We start from the raw sequence: 23,188 nt of genomic DNA on the forward strand, positions 1-23,188 counted from the left end.
GCTCCAGCCGCCGTGCCCCTGTCTCCCACGGCGCGCCCGCCGACGCCGACCACTCCCTCCACCGCGGGCACCCCCCAGCTGCCCCCGGGCCGCGAGGCCTCGCGCCCCAGCGAGGAGGACCTGTCTCCCGAGGGCATCGCGCGCGCGGTGATCCACAACGAGGCGCGCTTCCTCTTCCAGAGCCTGCTGACGGGGGACGTGCGCAACGCGTCCGCGGAGCTGTCGTACCCGTTCCAGCTCGAGGACAAGCGCTTCAACACCCCCGACGAGCTGGTGCAGGCGTGGGTGAAGCAGCTGCGCGCGCGGCGCACGGACCTGGTCACCCTCTACGACATCGAAGTGCTGCCCATCGCGGAGATGGAGAAGAAGTACGGCAAGCCTCCCGCGCGCCTGGGCCTGGATCCGCGCGCGCTCAAGGACACCTGGGCCGCGGTGGGCAACCTCTCCGGCCACGCGGCCATCATCCTCTTCCGCGGCACCCCGGACCTGACCTGGCACGCCTTCGCCTACACGGACTGAAGATCCCACGGGCGCCCGGCGTTTCCACCGGGTTTTCCGTCAAGGCACCAACTGCAGGGTGATGGTCACGGGCTCCGGCTCCTGGAGCACGATCAGATAATCCGAGTAGGTCGCGTAGCCATCGCGCTCGGCTTCGAGGGTGTAGAGGCCGGGCGGCAGGTCCACGGTGAACGCCCCCTGCGTATCCGAGGTGACGCGCTTCAAGACCTCACCCGTGTCCTGGTCCAGGATGCTGACGTAGGCGCCGACAATCGCCGTTCCGTCCTCCTGCTGGACCTTGCCGGTCACGCGGATGACGGTGGCCTTCAGGTTGAAGGACATGGCCGTGGTCATGCCCGCCTCCACCTCGACCTCGTCTTGCGCCACGTCGTAGCCCGGCCCCACGGCCATGAGGGTGTACGTGCCCGGCGTGAGCGACTCGAAGGTGAACTTGCCCTGCGTGTCCGTGGTGACCGTCTTGTCGGTCTCCAGGAGCGTGACCTCGAAGTCCTTGAGCGGAGCGCCCTCCTCCGTCAGCACGACGCCCGTCACCCGGCCGGGCCGGGGCTCTTCGTTGACGGGGGCCTTGGAGGTCTCGGCGTCGGGGTCACAAGCGGACTTCAGCCCAGCGTCGCGGCGAAGTCCCGCAGGCGCGTCAGGCCCTTCTGGAGCACCTCACGCGAGGTGACGAAGCTCATGCGGATGTAGCCCGGCGCGCCGAACGGATCCCCCGGCACCGCCGCCACGAGGAAGTCGTTGAGCAGGGCCTCGGAGAGCTGCAGCGAGTCCGTCAGCGGCGCGCCCTTGTAGGCGCGGCCCAGCAGGCCGCGCACGTCCGCCATCGCGTAGAAGGCCCCTTCCGGCACCCGGCAGCGGATGCCGGGGATGGCGTTGAGCCCCGCGACGAACAGGTCCCTGCGCTCGCGGTACTCGTTCACCATCGCGGTGATGGTGTCCGTGGGGCCGTTGAGCGCCGCCAGCGCCGCCTTCTGGGTGATGGAGGACGCGTTGGACGTGGACTGGTCCTGCACCAGCTGCATGCCGGAGATGAGCGCCTTGGGGCCGGCCGCGTAGCCCAGCCGCCAGCCCGTCATCGCGTGGGACTTGGACAGGCCGTTGGACACCAGCAGCCGGGGCACCAGGTCCGGCGCCACGTTGCCGATGTTGAGGAACGGCTCCCCCGTGTAGAGGAGCTTCTCGTACATGTCGTCCGTGACGATCAGGCAGTCGTGGCCGCGCACCGCGTCCGCGATGCCCTCCAGCGTGGCGCGCGAGTACACCGCGCCCGTGGGGTTGGCCGGGCTGTTGAGCACGATGGCGCGCGTGCGCGGGGTGAGCGCCTTCTTGATGGCCGCGGGGTCCGGCGCGTAGCCGTCCTCCTCGCGCGTGGGGACGATGACCGGCGTGCCGCCCGCCAGGTGCACCATGTCCGGGTAGCTCACCCAGTACGGCGCGAAGATGATGACTTCATCGCCTTCGTCCAGCAGCGCCTGGAAGCAGTTGTAGAGCGACTGCTTGCCGCCCGCCGTCACCACCACCTGATCCACCGCGTACTTGAGGCCGTTGTCCTTCTCCAGCTTGCGGCAGACGGCCTCGCGCAACTCCGGCATGCCCGCGGTGGCGGTGTACTTGGTGAAGCCCGAACGGAGCGCGTCGATGGCCGCCTGCTTCACGAACTCCGGCGTGTCGAAGTCCGGCTCACCGGCGGCGAGCACCACCACGTCCTTTCCGCTCGCGGCGAGTGCCTTGGCGCGGGCGTTGAGGGCCAGGGTGGCGGAAGGCTTGATGGCTTGCAGCCGGCGGGCGAGTTTCATGCGCCCTGCCTAGCGCGGAACTCCCGAGGCGGACAAGCCCTACTGGCGCGCTGCGTTGCCCGGCTGCCCTTCCACGGCCCCGCGGCGCTACGGCTTCGGGCCGAACTTCTTCTTGAGGCCCGCGTTGACGTTCGGGGGGACGAGCCCTTCCACGTTCCCTCCGAAGGTGGCGACCTCCCGGACCAGCTGCGAGGAGATGTAGAAGTAGTCCTCGCCCGTCATCATGAAGACGGTGTCGATGTCCGGCGCCAGCTTGCGGTTCATGTTCGCCAGCTGGAACTCGTATTCGAAGTCCGACACCGCGCGCAGCCCGCGGATGACGACGCTCACGTTGCGCTGGTGCACGTAGTCCACGAGCAGGCCGTGGAAGGCGTCCACCTCCACGCGGGGGTCGTTCACCGCCTCGCGGATGAGCTCGATGCGCTCCTCCTGGCTGAAGAGGGGCGTCTTCTTCGGGTTCACCGCGATGGCGACGATGAGCCGGTCGAACATCTTCAGGCTGCGCTGGATGAGGCTCAGGTGCCCGTTGGTGAGCGGATCAAACGAACCAGGATAGATGGCAACCGGCATGGGTGCCGGGAAGTCTCGGCGGGCCCACGGGGCGGGTCAAGCGCACGTCACGGAGCGCGGTAGAAGCTCACCAGGGTGTCGCCGAAGCGGCGCTGGTCCTCCCGGCTGAGCCCCGCGTGGGCGTCCGGGGCCTCTTCCCGCTTGTCGTGCTCCACCACCACCGTGCCGCCCGGCGTCACCACGCCCGCGGCCACCACCGCGTCCAGCACCGTCTCCACCACGTGCGCCGCGTAGGGCGGATCCGCGAAGACGAGCTCGAACTTCTCCCCCTGCTTGCCCAGCGTCCCCAGCGCGCGGACCACGGGCTGCGCCAGGATGGACACCTGGGCCGTGAAGCCCAGCGCGTCGGTGTTCTTCCGGCACAGCTCCAGGGCCTCGCGGTCCTGGTCCACCAGCACCAGCCGGCCCGCGCCCCGCGACAGGGCCTCCAGCCCCAGCGCGCCGGTGCCCGCGTACAGGTCCAGCACGGCCTGGCCGTCCAGGAACTGGCCCAGCATGTTGAAGATGGTTTCGCGGACCCGATCCGCCGTGGGGCGGATGTGTCCGGACGACGGCTTGGGTCCCGTCAGGGCCCGGCCCTTCGCGCTGCCTGCCACGATGCGCATGGGCGCCCTTCTAACCCAGGTCGCCGTCCGGCTTCGCGAGGAACGCCATCGCCACCGACGCCGAGCGGCGTGCCCCCAGCGCCCCCAGCGCCTCCGTCGCCTCCGAGAAGGACAGCGCCTCCAGCGTCTCGCGCGCGCCCGGCGACAGGGGCGGCAGCCCCTCCTCCAGCACGGACAGCAGCTCGCCCGCCGGCATGCCCGCCGCCTGGGCCCGCGCCACCACCCGCTCGCGCACCTCCGGAGGCCAGGCGCGCAGGGTCAGCGGGCCAAAGGGGCCTCCCCGGTCCACCTTGCGCACGCCCGCGGCCACGTAGCTGGACAGCCCCCGCGCGGATCCAATGGACGCATCCCCCACCGTCACCGCCACGCCCTTCGCCGACGCGGTCTCCACCACCCGGCGCAGCTCCTCCACGTCCAGCTCGCCATCCCCCAACTGCGCCTCCGGCACGCGCAGGAAGCGCAGCGGGACCTGCCACTGCGAAAGCCCCTCCAGCAGCGTCGCGCACGCGTCCACCAGCCCGCCGGAGGACACCTGGGGCGGAGACACCTCCAGCGACAGCTCGCGCTCCTTGAGCGGGCCCACCAGCGCGTTCGCCGCCTCCACCGCCTCGTAGGACGTGAGGCGCGACAGGTCCAACGACACCAGCGCGAAGCCCGCGTCGACGATGCGGAAGAGCCCCTCCTGGAGCGCGTCCAGCACGTCCGCGTCCGTGGACGTCACCCGGAGGGGCCCGGCCTGGAGGAACAGGGGCCGGGTGTGCTCGGCCTCCCGAGCCGCCGCGTGCACCGCCAGCACGAAGCGCTCCGGCGCGCCCCGATCCGCCAGCGGGTGCGGACACGACAGGCCCAGCACCGCGTCCTCCGCGCGCGCGGCGCCCAGCAGGCCCGGCAGCGCCCCCTTGGACAGCACCGGCAGGCACGGCAGCGCCATGGGCGTGGACTCCAGCGCCCGCAGCAGCTCACGCGGATCCAGGAAGGGCACCCGGGAGCCCGGGCCCACCCGCGCCACCACGTTGCCCGGCCGCAGCGACAACACCTTGTCCAGCACGCTCATAGGAGCCGGCGAGAATCCCCGCCCCGCGCGCCTTTCGCAAGCGCGAGTCAGTGCACCTCGCCCAGGTGGGCGTAGGACTGGCTCTCGATCTGGATGGTGGTGTGGTCGATGCCGAAGCGGTCGAAGAGGTCGTGCTTCACCGCGGACAGGATGTCGTCGTTGTTGCAGACCATGGGGTCCGCCACCACCAGGTGCGCGGACAGCGCGTACATCCCGCTGGAGATGGTCCACACGTGCAGGTCGTGCACCGCCTGCACGCCCGGCACCTTGCCCATGAGATCCCGCACCTGCTCCAGGTCCACGTGCGCGGGCACCGCCTCCAGCAGCACGTCCACCGCGTCCTTCACCAGCCGCAGCGCCCCCACGACGATGATCATGGAGATGAGCACGGAGATGATGGGGTCCACGACGTACCAGCCGGTCCACCACATCACGCCCGCGCCAATCAGCACGCCCACCGACGACAGCGTGTCCCCCAGCACGTGCAGGAACGCGCCGCGCACGTTCATGGAGTGCGTCTGGTGCAGGAAGCCCAGCGCCGCCAGGTTCGCCACCAGGCCAATGCCCGCCACCAGGGCCATGGGCCCCAGCTCCACCGGCGCCGGCGTGCGCATCCGCTGCCAGGCCTCCATCAGGATGAAGATGGTGATGACCAGCAGCAGCACCCCGTTGAGGAGCGCGCTGAGGATTTCCATCCGGTAGTAGCCGTAGGTCTTCTTCAGGTCCGCGGGCCGCCCGGCGAACCACAGCGCCAGCAGGCTCAGGACCATGGCCGACACGTCCGTCAGCATGTGCCCGGCGTCGGAGAGCAGCGCCAGCGAGTTGGTGAGGAAACCTCCCACCGCCTCCGCCACCATGATGGTCGCCGTCAGCCCCAGCGCGAAGAGCAGCCGGCGGCGGTCCTTGCGCCGCTCCTCCGCCAGTCCGCCCTTCTTGATGCCGTGCGAATGACCGTGCCCATGGCCGTGCGAATGCCCATGGTGCGAGTGATCATGCTCGTGCTCGTGCGAATGGCCGTGCCCTGCCCTGCTGGGTGTATGTGGGGGTGCGCTCACAGGGAACCAGGGTACGCGAACAGCGCCGTCATTCGGACAGGTGCCGCTGGATTGATTTCAGACAACCCCGTAGATCCGTTGTCCTGATCCGCAACAGGGCGAGGACCGCGGGGATGGACTTCGAGAAGCATCAGAATCTGCACACCATTGTCATGTTGAGGGATGTCATCCGCAAGTGGTGGCAGGTGGAGCTGTCGTTCGCGGATCGTAACGGCGTGGTGCACGACTGGCAGCGCGGGGATTTCATCCCGCCGCCCAACGACTTCTGCCGCCACTCGCTGGGGGCGCGGGAGGGGATGCGGCGGTGTGCCCAGTCGGTGCGGGTGCTCCACGAGAAGTTCAAGGCCGCCAAGAACCTGCGCCGGTCGCTCTTCCACGACTGCCACCTGCGCCTGTCCATCGTGGGCGCGCCGCTCTACATCCGCAACGAGTACGAGGGCTTCCTCTTCGTGGAGGGCTTCGCCCGGCAGCCGCTCATGCCCGGCGACGGACAGGTGCTGCTGAGCAAGATGCGCGACATCGCGCCCGGGGCGCTGCTGGAGCTGGAGGGCGCGGCGGAGCGCGTGCCGGTGCTGGACGGCTCGGAGCTGAGCAAGCTGTCGGACCTGCTGGAGTTCGCGGTCACGGAGATCGCCAACCAGGAGGTGGAGCTCACGCGCAAGGAGGAGACCATCCAGTCCATGGCCTCCGAGCTGTCCAACCGCTACCGCTTCGAGAAGATCATCGGCCGCTCCGGCGCCATGAACGAAGTGTTCCGCCTGATGGAGAAGGTGGCCCACTCCGACTCCACCGTCCTCATCAACGGCGAGTCCGGCACGGGCAAGGAGCTGGTGGCGCGCGCCATCCACCACAACGGCCCGCGCAAGGACAAGCCGTTCGTCGTGCAGAACTGCTCCGCCTTCAACGACAACCTGCTGGAGAGCGCCCTCTTCGGCCACACCCGGGGCTCCTTCACCGGCGCGCTCAAGGACAAGAAGGGGCTCTTCGAGGTCGCGGATCAGGGCACCTTCTTCCTGGACGAGGTGGGCGACATGTCCCCCGCCCTCCAGGTGAAGCTGCTGCGCGTCCTCCAGGAGGGCACCTTCCTGCCCGTGGGCGGCACCCATTCCCGCGAGGTCGACGTGCGCGTCATCGCCGCCACCCACAAGGACCTGGGCGAACTGGTGAAGCGCGGCGAGTTCCGCGAGGACCTCTTCTACCGCATCAACGTCATCCGCCTGCAGCTGCCACCCCTGCGCGAGCGCAAGGACGACCTGCCCGTCCTCATCGACCACTTCCTGCGCAAGCACCACCGCGAGGGCCAGCGCGCGCGGGGCCTGGCGCCGGAGGCCCTGGGCATCCTGGGCGCGTACGCGTGGCCGGGGAACATCCGCGAGCTGGAGAACGAAATCGAGCGGCTGCTCGTGCTGGGCGGCGAGCTGGAGGTCATCCCCGCGGAGCTGCTCTCCAGCCGCATCCGCGACGCCGTCGTCCCCGGAGGCGGGCCGTTCATCGCCCCGCGCGCGCACGGCAAGCTGCACGAGGCGGTGGAGTCCCTGGAGAAGGAGATGATCCACCAGGGCCTGGTGCGCACCCGCTACAACAAGAGCCGGCTGTCGCGCGAGCTGGGCATCAGCCGCTCCAACCTCATCCTGAAGATCTCCCGCTACGGGCTGGACAAGGGCATCCCCGAAGGGCTGGACGCGGACGAGGTGGAGGCGTGAGCGCCCCCCACGGACAGGCGGTCTCCTTCCGCCAGGACTCGCTGCGGGTGCCGGACGGCGCGGACCTCTACTACCAGGTGCGGGGAGACGGCGCCCCGGGCATGGTGCTGTGCGACGGCCTGGGCTGTGACGGCTTCGCGTGGAAGTACCTGCTGCCCTACCTGGGCCGGCGCCACCAGGTGCTGCGCTGGCACTACCGGGGCCACGGCAAGAGCACCATCCCCACGGACCGCACGCGCATTGGCATGGAGTACACCTGCGATGACCTGGCGCGGGTGATGGACGCGGCGGGGATGGAGAAGGCCGTCCTCTTCGGCCACTCCATGGGGGTGCAGGTGGCGCTGGAGTTCCACCGCCGCTACGCCCGGCGCGTGGAGGGGCTGGTGCTGGTGTGCGGCAGCTACGGCCTGCCGCTGGACACGTTCCATGACTCCACGCTGCTCAAGCGCCTCTTCCCGACCTTGAGGGCCGCGGTGGAGCGCTTCCCCCGCCACACCGCGCGCATCGTGCACGGGGCGCTCACCACGGAGCTGGTGGTCCAGCTGGCCATCCGGCTGGAGATGAACCCGGAGCTCATCGCGCGCAACGACCTGGCCCCCTACTTCACCCACCTGGCCCGGATGGACCCCGTCGTCTTCGTGCGGACCCTGGACTCGCTGGCGAACCACACCGCCGAGGACCACCTGGAGCACGTGGACGTGCCCACCCTGGTGGTCGCCGGGGAGAAGGACCGCTTCACCCCCGGGTGGCTGTCCAGGAAGATGGCCGAGCGCATCCCCGCCTCCGAGCTCCTGATGATTTCCGAGGGCACCCATACCGCCCCACTGGAAGTCCCGGGCCTGGTGGAGCTGCGCGTGGAGCGCTTCCTGAGAGAGCGGCTGGGGGTTGAAACGGCGGAGTCACGGCCAAAGGTGGGATAAGCGCCCAGCGAGCAGGCGGCCTGATTGTCTGCCTGCCGGGCACCCGCCTTCATTGCAGGCGGGAAGCCCCCGGCATATAAGCCCCCGCCTTCCGGGTTCCGGTGGGATTGAGAAACCCCGTCCTGGGCGTCTCTCCTCGCACCTTCTTTCAGTCAGTTGGTCCGCATGCTCTCTCGCGAAAACATCCGCAACGTCGCCATCGTCGCTCACGTCGACCACGGCAAGACCACTCTCGTCGACCACCTGCTCCGGCAGGCGGGCACCTTCCGCGCCAATGAGCACATGACCGAACGGGTCATGGACTCGAACGACCTCGAGCGCGAGAAGGGCATCACCATCCTCGCGAAGAACACCGCGGTCTCCTACAAGGGGATGCAGATCAACATCATCGACACCCCGGGCCACGCCGACTTCGGTGGCGAGGTGGAGCGCGGTCTGCGCCTGGTCGATGGCGTCATCCTGCTGGTGGACGCCGCCGAAGGTCCCCTGCCCCAGACGCGCTTCGTGCTCACCAAGGCGCTGGCCATGGGCCTGAAGACCGTGCTGGTCATCAACAAGATCGACCGTCAGGACGCCCGGGCCAAGGAAGTGCTGGACCTGGTGTACTCGCTCTACATCGACCTGGGCGCGGACGAGCAGCAGCTGGAAATGCCCGTCCTCTACACCGTCGCGCGCCAGGGTCAGGCCTCCACGTCGCTGGACGTGCCGGGCAAGACGCTGGAGCCGCTGTACGACGCCATCATCAAGCACATCCCGCCCCCGCCCGCGCCCCCGGCGGAGCAGACGACGCTCCAGCTGCTCGTCGCCAACCTGGACTACGACGACTACGTCGGCCGTCTGGCGGTGGGCCGCGTGCAGGCGGGCCGCATCACGGCGAACATGCCCGTGTCCGTCGTCCGCGACGGCGGCAAGGTGCAGCAGGGCAAGATCGTGAAGCTGTACGGCTTCTCCGGCCTGAAGCGCGCGGAGATCGCGGACGCCGGCCCCGGCGAGATCGTCTCCATCGCGGGCATCGAGGAGATCTCCATCGGCGACACCATCGCGGACTTCGAGAAGCCCGTGGCGCTGCCGCGCATCACCGTGGATGAGCCCACGATGATGATGATCTTCAAGGTCAACGACGGGCCGCTGGCGGGCAAGGAAGGCAAGTTCGTCACCTCCCGCAACCTGCGCGAGCGCCTGTACCGCGAGGCGTACCGCAACGTGGCCGTGCGCGTGGAGGACACCGCGACGCCGGACGCGTTCCGCGTGGTGGGCCGTGGCGAACTGGCGCTGGCGGTCATCATCGAGAACATGCGCCGCGAGGGCTACGAGCTCACGGCCTCCAACCCGGAGCCCATCACCAAGACGGTGGACGGCCAGCTCCATGAGCCCATGGAGCTGCTCTTCTGCGACGTGCCGGAGAACAGCGTCGGCGTGGTGACCGAGCGCCTGGGGCCCCGCAAGGGCCGCATGACGGACATGACGCAGCTGGGCTCGGGCCGCACCCGCCTCCAGTTCCGCATCCCCGCGCGCGGCCTCATCGGGTTCCGCTCGGAGTTCCTCACCATCACCCGCGGTGAGGGCATCATGAGCAGCCAGTTCGACGGCTTCGAGCCGTGGTTCGGCTACATCCCCAAGCGCGCCAACGGGGCCATGGTCTCCGACCGCCTGGGCGACACGGTGCCGTACGCGCTGTTCAGCATCCAGGAGCGCGGCCAGCTCTTCATCGGCGCGGGCACCACCGTGTACGAGGGGATGATCATCGGCGAGAACGCGCACCCGTCCGAGCTCAACGTCAACTGCTGCCGCGAGAAGAAGCTCACCAACATCCGCGCCGCCGGCCGCGACGAGAACGTCATCCTCGTCCCGCCGCGCGAGATGGGGCTGGAGAAGGCCCTGGAGTGGATCGCCGACGACGAGCTCGTCGAGGTGACGCCCAAGTCCGTGCGCATGCGCAAGAAGGCGCTGGCCGTGGGCGAGCGCTACCGCGCCGAGCGCGAGCGCAAGCGCGAAGAGCGTGCCGAAGGGGAGTAGTCCTTCCGCTGAACGCCTGAAGTTTCCAGGGGCCGCCACCCAGCACACCGGGTGGCGGCCCCTTCTTCGTTCCGTTTCAGTACGCGGTCATGAACCGGGGCAGGAACCGGCGGCCATCCGCGCCCTTCACCAGCGAGGACGCGACGTCCACCTCCAGCACCACACGCCCGTGCCGGGCCATGGCGGCGGGGCTCACGCGCAGGCGCACCGTGCCCGGCCGGGCGTCCAGCACGCCCGCCTCCGCGCCCGCCGCGCCGTCCGCCGCGTCCGGATCCGACTCGTAGCCGCCGGCCTCGTCCCACGTCAGGGTCAGCTCCACGTCGGCGCTGCCCTCGGGCACGTCCACGTAGCCGACGAGCGACGCATGGCCCGGCGTGGCCAGGTCCACCGTCCGCGACCGCACGCCGGTGGCCAGCTCCCAGCCGCCGGCCTTCGCTCGCAGCCCCGCCACGGGGAGCACCACCGCGCGGTATGCCTCCGCGTTCACGCCCTTCACGCGGACCTCGAAGCGCCGCGTGTGGACCTTCGGGGGCTTCACCGCCGGAACGACAGGGGCCTCCTCGCGCTCCGGCGGCCGGGGGGCGAGCCCGTCTTCACACCCCGTCAGCAGCCCCGCGGCCACGCACAGCGCGCCCACCCACGACCTCATCCGCATCCGCTCCATGTCAGCTCCCGGGTCCTTCAAGGGCATCGCTCCTGGCGTCTTCATGGGACGGGCACCCACCGGCTCGCTTCGAGCGCCCGCGCCGGCGTGGCCGGTCCCAAGGCCTGTTCCTGGCGTCTTCATGGGACGGGCACCCGCCGGCTCGCTTCGAGCGCCCGCACCGGCGTGGCCGGTCCCAGGGCCTGTTTCCGTGGCAGGGCGGCTCGCGTGCCGGACGCGTTGAAGCGCACCAGCCGCTCCAGCGCGGCCTCCCCGTGCGTCAGCGACGGAGGCGTCAGCGCCTCCGTGGCCTCGATGAGGGCACTCTCGGCGTCCAGGTTGGCGCCAAAGAGCCGCGTGTTGCACGTGGCCACCAGCAGCTCCCGGCGCACGCGCACGCGCAGGGCGTCCTCGTCACGCCTTGCCCCGCCGCCGCGGTCCAGCGCCGGGCTGTCCCAGAGCACCGCCAGCGCCTGCGTGGGGCTCGTCACCCGGGCCGGTCCCAGCTCCAGCGGCCCCGCCGCCAGACACGCTTCCACGGCGCGCTCATGCACCCGGTAGAAGCCCAGCTCGCGCGTCACCAGCGTCGGGTTGCCCAGCGCGCACGAAGCGCCACCGGACGACGTCACCGAGGGGCCATCGCCGATGAGCAGGAAGCTGCCGGTGACCCCCACGTCCACGTAGTACAGCGCGCGCTGCTCCGTGCCGCCCAGCTCCACGCTCTGGCCGTAGAGGAAGAAGTTCCCCGCCTGGTCGAAGAAGGCGGACTCCGTGACGTAGTCCGTGACGACGCTGCCGTCCGAGCGCGTGGGCGCCTCCGGGCCGGTGTCCGCGAACGTCTCCATGTCCGGATAGAAGACGGTCATCCGGTTCGTGGCGGCGTTGTACGCGTAGAGCCGCCCGTCCTCCGGGCTGGCCGCCCAGTCCCCGATGTTGAAGGCGGTGAGCGGGCCCGTGGACACCTGGCCAATCACGGTGCCGTCCGGCACGGACACCCGGTACGCGGTGCCGCCGCCCCAGAGCATGTAGTTGCCGTCCGGCAGGAACGCGCCCGCGACCACCGGCTGGTTCGCCAGCGCGGGCAGGTTCGTCACCGCCTGCGGCACGCCGTCCACGGCCACGCGGTAGAGCGTGGGGCCGCTCGGGCCCGGCACCGCGCCGCCCTGGACCGCGTAGAGGTAGCCGTCAACCTGGTTGAAGCCCAGCGCCACGAGCGGCCCGGACGCGGCGCCCAGGGGCGTCAGCGTCCCCGCCACCGGGTCGAGGATGGCCACGGTGCTGGGGCTGCCGGTGGTGACGTACAGCGTGTCGTCGCACGTCAGCCGGTCGTCCTGGAGGCAGATGACCTGGGTGCTCGCCTGGGAGGTGCCCCCTTCCGGGAACGTCACCGTGAAGGTGCTCGTGAAGCGCGCCCCCGGCCCTGGTCCCGGGGTGGTCGGATCATCGTCCGCGTTGCCCAGCGCCACGCACGTGTCGAAGGAATCGAGCGTCAGGGAGAACGCGTCCGTCGCCGTGCCGCCCAGGGGGATGTCGAAGGGCGGCGGAGGGTCGAACGCGAAGCCGAGCGATTCCAGCAGCGGGTCCCTTGCCGACAGCAGGGTCGAAGGCAGCGTGGGATGGATGTTCTGGGCGGTAAAGCCAAACGTCACCGTCGTGGGATAGGTGGACACCTCCACCACACCCCCGCCGTTGACTGTCTTTCCTGCGAGGATGTCATGCGCCGACGCGGGCAATGCCCACGCCAGCGCGAGCGCGGTCAGCGCCCTGCGGTGCTTCCACATGAGGGACGGGCTCCTTGGGGTTTCCTTCGGCAAGCCCCATGAGCAACCTTCCGGCCATCCCCCACCCTGCGTGTGAGTGTTTCAGACCCAAGCCCGCCCTGCCCTCCGGGATGAGGAATTGAGCAGGGATTGCGCCACCCTGTGTCAGGGAATGCCGCGCGAGGGAAGCGTCAGCGCCTCCCCAGTCCCTAGAAGCCGAAGCGGGCCAGGCGCGCGCGGTACGGCGTGGAGTTGCTCCGGTTCGCCTGGTCGTCCCAGCCCTTGAACTCCACGTCATCCAAGAGCCGCTCCGTTTGACCGTTGACGGTGACGGCGTTGATCAGCGGCGCGCCCAGGGAGCCCACGTTGCGGGCCGCGAGCCGGTTCACCGGATCCAGCGCCTCCTGCCGTCCCTGGGAGCAGCTGTCCGTGAAGTAGCAGCCCCGGTCGCAGGTGCTCTTGGAGTTGTAGGCGCCGTGCTTGTTCCCGGCCACGTAGATGCGCGGCGCGCCCCGGTATTCGCCCGCGTACTCCAGCTGCGCGTAGCCGTACCAGCCCGAGGAGTCGCAGGCCGTCTCCAGGTGCGCGGACAGGAAGGCCTGGTCCAGGTACCAGCGGCCGTCGGCATAGTGCACGTCCAGCACCTGGAACTCGGAGTCCCCGTCGTGCGCGAAGACGTTGAAGATGCCCAGGCTCGGGATGCCGTGGTCCTCGAAGTAGGCGCTCAGGTAGAAGACGCGCAGCGTGCGCAGCGCGGAGTTCAGGGGCCGCGCCGCGAAGTACGGCCGTCGCGCCACGCCCTTCTCGCCTTGGGCAATCCACAGCGTGGGCATGAAGGCCGCGGCCACCTGGACCTCGCAGGTGTCGCTCACGCCGTCGTGGTCCTCGTCCGGCACCTGACTCCAGCACTCCTCGGCGGAAGGCAGGTGGGGGATGCCCTGCGCGAACGTGGGGACGGACAGCAACGACAGCACCAGCACCCACGCGCGGGCGTGGGAACGGATGACGGGGGTCATGGGCACACCTGGAAGAGGAAGCGAGGGACCGTTCACGGTGCGCACACGGAGGACGGAGCTGAATCCGCCCCGGAGTCGTGGCCCGTGTCCGCCGCCCGTCGAAGCGGTAGTAGAAACGCGGACAGGACGCGGGCGTCCGGGAGGAGGCGGCACGGCGGGTGGAGTCGAACGCGGGAAAGCCTCGGGGCCTCTTGTATCCCCGCCCGGATCCCCGGCACTTCGAGCACGTCCGCGTCCTGCCCGCGGAGGACCTGCGCCCCTGGGTCGAACACTTCTGGGCCGTCCGGTGGGACCTGCGCGGACAGCCGCCTTACCTCCAGCAGAGCCTCAGCCACCCGTCCGTGCACTGGGCCTTCCAGGACGGCACATCGCGTGTGGGCGGCGTCCCCCAGGGCCGCTTCTCCATCACGTTGGAAGGCCTGGGCGGCGTGTTCAGCATCAAGTTCCGGCCCGGCGGCTTCTTCCCCTTCGTGGGCACGCCCGTGTCCGCGCTCACGCGGCAGCGCACCGTTTCACCGGGCCCGCTGCTGGGCCCCGCGGCGCTGGAGCTGGAGGCGGCCATCCTCGCCACGGATGTCACGCGCGACGCGGACAGGGAACGCATCGCGCTGGCGGAAGCCTTCCTGCGCGCGCACAAGCCCCGGCCGGATCCGAACGTGGCGCTGGTGCAGGAGCTGGTCGCGCGCATCCTGGAGGACCGCGCGGTGACGAAGGTGGAGGATCTGCTCACGCCCGGCGGCCCGGGCCTGCGCACGCTACAGCGGCTGTTCAGCCGCTACGTGGGCGTGAACCCCAAGTGGGTCATCCAGCGCTACCGCCTGCATGAAGCCGCGGAGCGGCTGCGGGAGGTGCCGCCTCCAGAGCTGGCGCGGCTGGCGCTGGAGCTGGGCTACTTCGACCAGGCGCACTTCATCCGCGACTTCCGGCGCATCGTGGGCTGCACGCCCGCCGAATACGCCCGGCAGGCAGCGCGGCGTTGAAGCCTCAGAACGTGTACTTCACGCGCGGGAACACCGCGAACGTCATGATGTTCGGCCCGATGATGTAGCGCCCCAACAGGTCCGCGCCCACGGAGAAGTGGTCGAAGGACGTCGCGTACTCCACGCCCACGCCCAGGCCCGCGTTGAAGGCGTTGATGGAGCGGCCCGGGTCGCCCTTGTCCGGATCCACCGGCGTGGGGTCCAGGCGGGTGTAGCCCGCGGCCACCTTGGGCGTCAGGTAGAAGCGGTTGGCCAGCCTCACGTGGTACGCGGCCGTCAGGTCGCCGAAGGCCACGGTGAAGTTGTCCGACAGCGCGCAGACGTTGGAGTCCGGCAGGTAGCCCGCGAAGCAGTTCTGCGCGGAGGACCCCAGCGCGAAGTGGGCGCCCAGCGACAACCGCTCCGTCAGGTCGTAGCCGATGCCCAGCTGCACGTACGACTGCGCGTTGGAGTAGGTGTTCTCGCCGCCCACCGTGAAGAACACACCGACGTCGGTTTCGGTGAAGAACCCCCGGCGCGGCTCGAACGGTACGCCCTCCGGCGGGGTGGCTCCCAGGGCCGGCGTCGCCAGCGCGAGCGCGGCCAACAGCAGCGACTTCCTCACGACTCCTCCCGTCACGTTGTCCTCCTGCTCCCTCGCACTCCGGGCAGCAGCGGCACGGACAGTAGTGACGCCCGGCACGAAACGGCAGCGGGGAAAAACGAAAATGGCGTGGACCGTTTCGTCCACGCCACTTCGGTCTTCCAGTCTACGAATCGCGCCTTGGCGTTACTCCGCGGCGTCCGCGCCCGAGGGCGAGAACATCCAGGGGTACGTCACGTTCACCACGCCGCCGCCCTTGGGCTCCGGGAACTTCCAGCGGCGGATGCGGGAGATCATGCACTGCTCCGCCGGGGTGCTGCCCAGCGTGGACTCCGACACGCTGGCGTCCGCCACCGCGCCCGCCGGGTCGATGGTGAAGGCCACCGCGACCTTGCCAGCCAGCGCCGGGTTCTTGTTCAGCTCCGACTCGTAGCAGTACTTGATCTCGTTCTGGTGCCGCCGGATGACCTTGGCGATGACGTCCTTGTCCAGGCCGCCAATCACCGTCGTCTTGCCGGGGATGACCTTGGTGACGGACTTGCCACGGCCACCCAGGTCGATGCCGCCCGAGCCACCCGTGCCCCGGCCGTTGCCCTGGGTCCCCAGGCCGCCGATGCCCAGCGCCGTGCCGCCACCGCCGTTGCCCGTGCCACGCGAACCCATGCCGCCCACGCCGTGCGCGTCACCCATGGCCGCGCCGCCCTTGAGGCCGCCCAGCGAGTTGTTGATGCCGGTGCCGATGCCGCCCGGACCGAACACGTCCGACGCGCCACCCTTCATGCCCTTGAGCGCGCCGAGGAGGCCCACCTTGCCCACCACCTGGCGGTCCTTCTCCTTCTTGCTCTTGTCCACCACCGGGGTGCCCGGCTTGGAGGGCGCGGCCTCCTCCTGCTTCGCCTCCTGCTTGCCGAACTTGCCCTCTTCGTCCTTCGCCTTGGCCCCCTCCTCCACGCCGGAGAGCTGGAGCTTCTTCGCCTCCACCTTCTTCTCCGGGGCGATGAGGAACTTGGCCACGCGCTGCTGGGACTCGAAGACGTCGTCCGCGGACTTCGTCTCCGTGTGCGGCGTCAGCAGCATCGCGGTGACGAACGCCGCCGCCGCGAGGATGCAGATGGCGGCGATCTTGAAGAAGCCGAAGTCGCGGTCGGACAGCGACGTCGCCAGGATGGCCGGCGACGGCTTCACGTAGCGCATCACGAACGCCACCGTGCCCAGCGACACCTCCGCCCGGTCATGCAGGCCCAGGGTGAAGAGCTGCTCCTGATCCGCCGCGGCCTGGTTGAGCTGGCCCGCGGCGCGCAGCGCGTCCTTCGTGCGCACGTCGCCGTTGTTGGTGACGAAGACGCCGGAGCCCGCCGGAGCGCGCAGCTCCAGCTTGTCGCCCTTGCTCACCGCGAGCACGTGGCGCTTGCCCACCTGTGGCGAGTACACGGTGAAGGTGTTCTTCGCGCCCTCGCCGATGGTGACCGGTGCGCCGTCCTTGAAGTGCTGGACCTCCAGCATCTGGTCGCCCCAGAGCATGGACACCTGGAGCACCTTCGCGTCGGGCGTGGGCTGCGCGTCCCGGGGAAGCGGCTCCTGCAGGTGCGGCGGAGGCTGCGGCTTGCGGGCCGCCGCCACCTGGGGAGGCGTGGGCTTGCGCGCCGCCACCGGAGGCGCCGGAGGACCGAACACCGGGGTGGACGTCACGTTCGTGGACACCTGGGTGCCCAGCGCGCCCGCCGGAGCGGAGCGCGGCGTGCTGACCGTGCCCACCACGTTGGACGCGGGCGCGGCGTTCATCGCCGGCCGGGGAGGCGGAGCCTGCCGCATGTTCGGAGGCACCGGAGCCGCGTGCGATGCAGGAGCCCCCGGAGGAGGCATCACCGGACGCTGCTGGAACACGCCGGGCTGCGCCACCGCCGCCGCCGGAGCCACCGGCCGGGGCGAATCACCGAACAACACCTCCACGCGGGACGTGCCCACCGTGAGTATGTCCCCGGGCTTGAGCGCCGTGGGGATGATGAGTTTCTGTCCGGACACCTGGGTGCCACCTTCGCTGCCCAGATCGATGGCCGTCACGGAGCCATCGTTGTCCACCTTCAGCATCACGTGGAGGTTGGACACGCGCGGATCCTGAATCTTCACCGCCGCCTGGGCGCCCGACCCCACGATGACACTCTCCGCCTCCGAAACCGTCTCCTGGATGGAGCCGTCCGGGGTGGTGATCCGAAGCGTCAAACCGTTTTTTCTCGCCGCCGCCATGAAGTTCTTCCTTCTTCCCTTCCCGTCCCGAAAACGTTCAACGCCACGTGTGCTGTCTAGAGATTGTCCGCCGACTTCTGAAGCTCCGGGTCGAAGTTCTCCCGGACCTTGATGAGGCTTTGGAAATCCGTCTTCTTGCGGTTGAGCACGTAGGAGCCTTCCGGCTTCGTGAGCTCGCCCTCCACCGCCACATCCGTGAAATCAATCACCGTCTTCTTGCGGTACACGGTGCGATCCTCCTCCTGGATGATCTTCACCGAGTCCTTGCCGCTGTCCTGCGCCAGGGCGGGAACCGCCCCCAGTCCCGCCACCATCACCATCGCTGCCAGCAGTCGTTTCATGTGATGTCTCCGCCAGGCCCGCTTCGCGCTTTCCATTGCAGGGCTCGCACCAACTCCAAGTCCCTGGATTCTAAGGGAGTCGCCCGGCCGCTTGCACCTGGGCGGCTGGAGGTGGGAAGAAAGTTCTCGTCCTTCCCGCCAGGGCGACTGTTGTTTCTTCAGGGCGCCGGAGCAGGCGTCGGAGCCGCCTGTCCATTGCCGGACGCTTCGTCAGCGGCGGGAGCCGTCTCCGGAGCCGCATCGGGAGCCGCTTCCGGGGCCCCCTGTTCGGGCGCGCTGGCGTCCTGGGGCAGCTGGTTCATCACGGACGAACCCGCGCCCCCGGTGGCGGCCGCGTCCTTCTTGGGCTCGCCCTCCGCGTCCGCCGTGGCGGCGGCCGGAGCCGGGGCCGGCGGCGGGTTCTTGAGCATGTTCTGCAGGCCATTCACCTTGGCGGTGATGAGCTGCTTGTCCTGCTCCGTCGTGGCGGACAGCTCCTTGCAGCGGTCCAGGAACGCGATGGCCTTCTCGAAGCCCGCGCGATCGGACGCATACGCCCAGCCCGCGCCGCACACCGCCTCCGGCTTGTCAGCGGCGCGCGCGAGCACCTTCTCGAACACCTCGCCCGCGGCGACGCCCTTCTTCGGATCCAGACCCTTCTGTCCGTCCAGCGCGTACGCCAGGTACAGCTGGCCCTCCACGCCATCGGGCTCCAGGGACAGGGCCTTGGTGAAGGACTTCTCCGCGCCCGCGTAGTCGCGGTAGCTCAGCGCCAGGGCGCCCAGGTTGAGGTGGCCAGGCGCGAAGTTGTCATCCAGCGACACGGCCTTCTGGAACTGGGCGAGCGCGCGCGGGCGGTCGTCCATCTTCAGGTAGATCATCCCCAGCGTGTTGGAGATGGCCGGGTCGTCCTGCGCCACCTTGCGCGCGTTGACGACCAGCAGCTCCGCCAGGCGGTACTGGCCCCGGTCGTACGCCACCAGCGCCAGCGTCTTGTACGCCTCCGGGTTGTCCTTGCTGCGCGCGAGCACGCGCCGTCCGGTGGCCTCCGCCTCGTCCAGCTTGCCCGCCAGCCGGTACGTCGCGGCCAGCGCGTTGAGCACGGGCTCGTCGTGTTCATGGCCCGGCGACTGGAGCGCCTTCGTGTAGAGCGAGAGGGCCTCGTCCAGCTGGCCCTCGTGCCGGTGCATCAGCCCCAGGTTCATCACCGACGGCGTGTGCGCCGGATCCAGGGCCAGGACCTGTTCGTACGCCGCGCGGGCATCCACCGGGCGGTTCTGCTTCTCCGCGATGACGCCCAGGTTGAAGCGCGCGTTGAGCGCCTTGGGCTCCTGGGAGACGACCGCCTCGAAGCCCTTGCGCGCGGCGTCCAGGTCACCCGCCTCGTAGGCCTTCAGGGCCTGCGCGAACTGGCCATCGGCGTCGCCCTTCTCCGCCGGAGCGGAGGTGGGCGCGGCGGCGGGGACCGTGACGGCGGGCTTCTCCACCGCGTTCATCGCGACCGGCGTGGGCCGGGGGCCCGTGGCGCAGGCCGTGGTGAAGGCGAAGGCGAAGGCCCCCGCCAGGAACATGCGCTTGGTGCGAAAGCCGTTCATCCCCGTCGTCCCCATCCCCTTCAACTGGCTGCTGATATCGATGCTGTGGTTGGTCTTCACGGCCGCACCCCCTCGAGCGACGCGGTGGGTTCAGGCTTCGCGGCGCCCGACCCTTCAGGCGTCCCCTCCTGCGTGGCCGGCTTCGCGCCCTCGGCGGGCACGCCTTCCTGCGCGGGAGGAGCGGCGGGCTTGGGCTCCGCGGAGGCGCTGATGGGCCCGTTGAGGTCCTTCAGCACGCCCGAGGCGATGCGCGAATCACTGCTGCCCCGGTACGTCACCGGCTTCACCTGGGCGTAGGCCCCCGGACGCAGGCGGTTGATCTGATCCTGCGCGGCCAGGGTCCACTCGCTGTAGATGCCCAGCTCGTAGGCCTTCTGGAGGCCCTTCTCCAGCGCCTCGCTGGACTTCTCCTCCAGCGGCATCGCCAGGTTCTCCAGCTCGCCGCGGTACATGCTGAGCTGTTCGTCATCCAGCCCGGACGGATCCGGCGAGTCCATGATGTTGCGGGCGAAGTCCGCGTACGCCAGGCCAATGCGGGTCAGCGCCGCGATGCCCCACTCGCCGGAGCCCGTGGCGAGCACCGCCGCGTACTCCTTCTCCACGCGCTGCATCTCCTTCTGCTTGGCCGTCAGGTCGCGGCGGATGGTGGAGACGCGCGTGAACTTGATGTCCGAGAAGCGCTTCCACGTGGGCTCCAGCGACAGGAAGCGCGCGTGGCCGTACGCGTTGAGCACCGCGGTGTCCTTGCGCACGCCCTCCGCCAGCTTGTTCCAGCCGCGCACCAGCTCGTCCTGCGCCTTCTCCTGGCCGCGCACGTCCTTCATCTTCTGGTACGCGAGCAGCTCGTGGTACCGCGCCAGGTACGGCTGTCCCGCGGCGGTGCGCGAGTCGCGCCCGTAGTCCTCCACGAAGCGGTTGAAGGCGCGGGCAGCGTCGCCCCACTTCTTCTCCTTCTCCCACACGAGGCCGATGGAGAACGCCACCTGGGGCACGTCCTTGCGGTCCTTGAAGCGCGCCAGGTAGCTGTTCCACGCGGTGACGGCCTTCTGGGACTCGCCCAGGCCGTCGTACCAGACGCCCGCGTTGAAGAGGGCGTCCGCCACCCACTCGCCCGCCGCGTCCACCTGCGCCTTGCGCTCTGCCGCCTTCTGCGCGCGCTTGGACTCCACGTCCTCCACGGCGCCCGGCGTGTCGTCCTTCTTCGCGACGGTGGAGGTCTTGGCCTTCTTCTCCTTGTCCTTCTTCGACTGCGTGTCGCGGGCCTTGATGGCGGCGTCGTACTCGGCCACGAAGGACTCGGACATGGCCGCGGCCTTCTTGAACTCGGCGACCTTCTCGTAGAGACCGGACAGCGTGTAGCGGGTCTGCAGCTCGAAGTTGCTGCTCGGGTACTCCTTGAGGACGCGCTCGCCGGCGGTGATGCCCTTGTCGACCTCACCCGCCTCCTGCGCGATGACCATCGCGTAGGTGAGCGCGCGGTCCGCGTTCTCCGACTTGGGGAACTCGGTCACGAAGGAGAGGAACTCCTCGGCGGCCTTCGCCGGGTTCTTCTCCTTCTTGTAGACGACCTCATCCACGTACTTGTACTGGCTGCCCTCCACCACGCGGGCCACGCGCAGGGCGAAGTCGGAACCGGGCTTGGACAGCTTCTTGTTGCCCAGGAACTTGCGCGAGAGCGTGTTGAGCTCCTGCCACTCCTCGCGGCTCTCCAGCACGTACATGGTCAGGTCCGCGGCGTCGCGCGAACGGCGCTCCTCCGGGAACTTCTCGATGATCTCTCCGAAGCGGCGGGCCGCGTCCACGAAGTGCGCGCGGTCGTAGAGGATGACGGCCGCCTGGTAGCGCAGGTCGATCTCATCCTGGTTGCCCGGGAACAGGGTGTTGTACGTGTCGCACGCGGCGACCAGCCGGTCCTCGAACTTCGTGAGCGGCTGCTCGGCCTGCTCCTTGGCGTCGCGCTTCACCAGCTTCTGCTTGGCGACGTCGCCCTTGTCCTTCTTCTCGTCGACCTTCTGGCCGTCCTTCAGGTCGCTCTTGGAGAGCTGGCCGCGCTCGATCTTGACCAGCTTGTCGTACGCGAGCACCGCGTTGTACGAGGCGGACTTGCGGTAGGCCTCGTTGGAGACCTCCTTCGCGGAGTCGCGGTCCGGGATCTTGAACGCCACCACGGCGTCGTACTCACCGGCGGCGGCCTCCCACTCCTCCAGGGCCCACAGGATTTCGGCGTAGAAGAAGCGGATGTTGAAGGCGGAGTCCGCGACGAACTCCGGGTTGTCGCTGGAGGCGAACGCGTCCACGTACTGCTTGTAGATGTCGCGCGCGAGCCGGTAGGTCTCCACCTGGCGCGTCTTCTGCGCCTCCTGGTGGTACTCGGTGACCATCACGCGCATGGCCTCTTCGGTGACGCTGAAGGCGTTGCGCAGCACGCCCGCGTTGCTGGCGTTGGTGGTCCACCACTCGCCACCCGGGCGGTAGAGGTCCACCATCCGCTTCATCTCCTTGCGGACCTGCTGGCGCTGGCGGAGGCCTTCGTACGCGCGCACCACCGCCTGCTGGTACTCCGGCGCGTTCGCGCCCATGGGCGAGTCGTCGATGAGCGTGCGGTACACCAGGATGGCGCTGTCGAAGTGGCCCGCGTCCACCAGGCCCGCGGCCGTCTTCGCGAGCAGCCGGCCCTGACGCCTGGCCGGTGCCTTCTGCTTGAAGTAGGCGAGCGCTTCCTTCGGCTGATCCAGCTGGACGTAGAAGACGGTGAGGTCGTTGAGGGCCTCCGTGCGCAGGTCACCCAGCTCCTCGCCGTGCTGGCCCGCGTAGTCCACCACCTCGTGGAGCTTCTTCAGGCCCGCGTCCAGGTCGCCCGCGTTGAAGTCACACCAGGACAGCTTGTACGTGGCGTACGCGTAGATCTTCGGGACGCCGGAGGCGCGCGCCTTCTCGTAGTTCTCCTTCGCGGGCGCGAGCTTGTTGTTCTCGAAGTAGTGGTTGCCCAGCTGGATGTACGCGTCCGGGACGAACTGCGACTTCGGGAAGTCGCGGATCAGCTCCTCGTAGCGCGCCACCGCGTCCTGGCGGCGGTTGAGCTCGTAGAGGTTGTAGCCCAGGGAGAAGAGGACCTCGTCGCGCGCCGGGTAGTCCGGGTACTCGCTGAGGATGGCCTCGTAGATGCGCATCGTCTCCGCGCGGTAGCGCTCGGAGTCGCGGTGGTCCTGCTCCGGGGCGGTGGCCTTCTCGCCGCGCGCCACGGCGGCGTCGTAGGCCTTCTCCGCCGCGAGGAACTTCTCCATCTCCAGCTGGTAGAGGTACTTGGACTTCTCCCAGTAGAGCTCCGACAGGCGGTACTGCATCTCCGCCTTCTGCGTGGAGGTCTCCTGCAGCTTGGGGATGAGGCGCTTGAAGCCTTCAATGGCCTCGTCGCGCTTCTTGTCCGCGAGCGCGCCCTTCTTGGAGTCCGCGATGCGTGGCACGTCCGCGAACTTGGCCGTGGCGGGCTTCACCCGCGCCGGGCCCTTGCGCATGTCCTGGGGCGCGACGCCGGGCGGCAGCTCCGCCTTCTTCGCCTCCTCCTTCTTGCTCGCGGACTCGGCCTTCTTGCCCGCGGCCTTCGCCGAAGAGGCCTTCTTCGTCGCGACCTTCCGCGGCGGTGCCGTCGCCTCCGCCGCCTCCCCCACCCCACCGGCCGCGAGCGCGACGCCCACCGCCAGTGCACCGAACCGAAGAACCACCTTCATGCGAGCTCCTGGAGAACCGCGCCTCGCCACCCTGGGAAAACTTCTGCCCAGTTGGGAGGGACGACGGAAAGTAGACGCGGGTAC

18 protein-coding genes and 1 pseudogene are annotated in these 23,188 nt (G+C 69.4%); 5 read left to right on the forward strand and 14 right to left on the reverse strand.

The features are described 5' to 3' along the window. Positions 1-519, forward strand: a pseudogene (locus tag D7X32_RS25655) (hypothetical protein); the annotation flags it as partial. Between the two features lie 39 nt (positions 520-558). Here the strand turns inward: D7X32_RS25655 and D7X32_RS25660 are convergent. The 6 genes from D7X32_RS25660 to D7X32_RS25685 form a co-directional block, all read right to left on the reverse strand. Next, positions 559-1,050, reverse strand: a complete 492-nt coding sequence (locus tag D7X32_RS25660) for a carboxypeptidase-like regulatory domain-containing protein (RefSeq protein WP_158625761.1) — start codon at positions 1,048-1,050, stop codon at positions 559-561. A 68-nt stretch (positions 1,051-1,118) separates the two neighbouring features. Then, the gene (locus D7X32_RS25665; RefSeq protein WP_120605206.1) at positions 1,119-2,312 is read right to left on the reverse strand and encodes a pyridoxal phosphate-dependent aminotransferase; all 1,194 of its coding nucleotides are present in this window, start codon (positions 2,310-2,312) and stop codon (positions 1,119-1,121) included. Between the two features lie 87 nt (positions 2,313-2,399). After that, entirely contained in the window at positions 2,400-2,882 is a 483-nt protein-coding gene (gene coaD / locus D7X32_RS25670; protein ID WP_120557127.1) for a pantetheine-phosphate adenylyltransferase, read from the reverse strand. A gap of 47 nt (positions 2,883-2,929) precedes the next feature. Then, a complete protein-coding gene (rsmD, locus tag D7X32_RS25675; protein ID WP_120605207.1) occupies positions 2,930-3,487 on the reverse strand; it encodes a 16S rRNA (guanine(966)-N(2))-methyltransferase RsmD in 558 nt (185 codons plus the stop codon). Positions 3,488-3,497: 10 nt separating this feature from the next. Next, the gene (locus D7X32_RS25680; protein ID WP_120605208.1) at positions 3,498-4,541 is read right to left on the reverse strand and encodes a hypothetical protein; all 1,044 of its coding nucleotides are present in this window, start codon (positions 4,539-4,541) and stop codon (positions 3,498-3,500) included. Between the two features lie 47 nt (positions 4,542-4,588). Next, entirely contained in the window at positions 4,589-5,596 is a 1,008-nt protein-coding gene (locus tag D7X32_RS25685; RefSeq protein ID WP_120605209.1) for a cation diffusion facilitator family transporter, read from the reverse strand. A 113-nt stretch (positions 5,597-5,709) separates the two neighbouring features. On the opposite strand from D7X32_RS25685, the gene D7X32_RS25690 reads away from it, so the two are divergent. The 3 genes from D7X32_RS25690 to typA all read left to right on the forward strand — a co-directional run bounded on the left by D7X32_RS25690 (position 5,710) and on the right by typA (position 10,235). Beyond that, complete coding sequence (locus tag D7X32_RS25690; protein WP_120605210.1) at positions 5,710-7,299, forward strand: sigma 54-interacting transcriptional regulator; 1,590 nt, start codon at positions 5,710-5,712, stop codon at positions 7,297-7,299. Next, positions 7,296-8,219 (forward strand): alpha/beta fold hydrolase, encoded by a 924-nt coding sequence (locus D7X32_RS25695; RefSeq protein WP_120605211.1) that lies wholly within the window; start codon positions 7,296-7,298, stop codon positions 8,217-8,219. Before D7X32_RS25690 ends, D7X32_RS25695 begins: the two co-directional genes overlap by 4 nt. 165 nt (positions 8,220-8,384) lie before the next feature. Continuing rightward, complete coding sequence (typA, locus tag D7X32_RS25700; protein WP_120605212.1) at positions 8,385-10,235, forward strand: translational GTPase TypA; 1,851 nt, start codon at positions 8,385-8,387, stop codon at positions 10,233-10,235. Positions 10,236-10,311: 76 nt separating this feature from the next. Here typA and D7X32_RS25705 read toward each other — a convergent pair whose 3' ends face one another. From D7X32_RS25705 to D7X32_RS25715, 3 genes are all read right to left on the reverse strand, one after another. After that, the gene (locus tag D7X32_RS25705) at positions 10,312-10,884 is read right to left on the reverse strand and encodes a hypothetical protein (RefSeq protein WP_147450261.1); all 573 of its coding nucleotides are present in this window, start codon (positions 10,882-10,884) and stop codon (positions 10,312-10,314) included. 134 nt (positions 10,885-11,018) lie between these two features. Continuing rightward, a complete protein-coding gene (locus D7X32_RS25710; RefSeq protein WP_120605214.1) occupies positions 11,019-12,659 on the reverse strand; it encodes a DUF6923 family protein in 1,641 nt (546 codons plus the stop codon). Between the two features lie 188 nt (positions 12,660-12,847). Further along, positions 12,848-13,654 carry a hypothetical protein gene (locus tag D7X32_RS25715; RefSeq protein WP_120605215.1) on the reverse strand — a complete coding sequence of 269 codons (807 nt, stop codon included), beginning with the start codon at positions 13,652-13,654 and terminating at the stop codon, positions 12,848-12,850. A 158-nt stretch (positions 13,655-13,812) separates the two neighbouring features. On the opposite strand from D7X32_RS25715, the gene D7X32_RS25720 reads away from it, so the two are divergent. Then, the gene (locus D7X32_RS25720) at positions 13,813-14,634 is read left to right on the forward strand and encodes an AraC family transcriptional regulator (protein WP_120605216.1); all 822 of its coding nucleotides are present in this window, start codon (positions 13,813-13,815) and stop codon (positions 14,632-14,634) included. Positions 14,635-14,638: 4 nt separating this feature from the next. Here the strand turns inward: D7X32_RS25720 and cglE are convergent, their stop codons facing one another. The 5 genes from cglE to D7X32_RS25745 all read right to left on the reverse strand — a co-directional run bounded on the left by cglE (position 14,639) and on the right by D7X32_RS25745 (position 23,104). After that, the gene (cglE, locus tag D7X32_RS25725) at positions 14,639-15,238 is read right to left on the reverse strand and encodes an adventurous gliding motility protein CglE (RefSeq protein ID WP_120605229.1); all 600 of its coding nucleotides are present in this window, start codon (positions 15,236-15,238) and stop codon (positions 14,639-14,641) included. Between the two features lie 165 nt (positions 15,239-15,403). Continuing rightward, the gene (locus D7X32_RS25730) at positions 15,404-17,461 is read right to left on the reverse strand and encodes a TonB family protein (protein WP_120605217.1); all 2,058 of its coding nucleotides are present in this window, start codon (positions 17,459-17,461) and stop codon (positions 15,404-15,406) included. Between the two features lie 56 nt (positions 17,462-17,517). Continuing rightward, the gene (locus D7X32_RS25735; RefSeq protein WP_120605218.1) at positions 17,518-17,802 is read right to left on the reverse strand and encodes a hypothetical protein; all 285 of its coding nucleotides are present in this window, start codon (positions 17,800-17,802) and stop codon (positions 17,518-17,520) included. A 158-nt stretch (positions 17,803-17,960) separates the two neighbouring features. Further along, positions 17,961-19,436, reverse strand: a complete 1,476-nt coding sequence (locus tag D7X32_RS25740; protein WP_120605219.1) for a tetratricopeptide repeat protein — start codon at positions 19,434-19,436, stop codon at positions 17,961-17,963. Beyond that, positions 19,433-23,104 (reverse strand): tetratricopeptide repeat protein, encoded by a 3,672-nt coding sequence (locus D7X32_RS25745; protein WP_120605220.1) that lies wholly within the window; start codon positions 23,102-23,104, stop codon positions 19,433-19,435. Before D7X32_RS25745 ends, D7X32_RS25740 begins: the two co-directional genes overlap by 4 nt. Positions 23,105-23,188: the final 84 nt, after the last annotated feature.

It is taken from the genome of Corallococcus carmarthensis (assembly GCF_003611695.1).
GTDB classification, from domain to species: Bacteria; Myxococcota; Myxococcia; order Myxococcales; family Myxococcaceae; genus Corallococcus; species Corallococcus carmarthensis.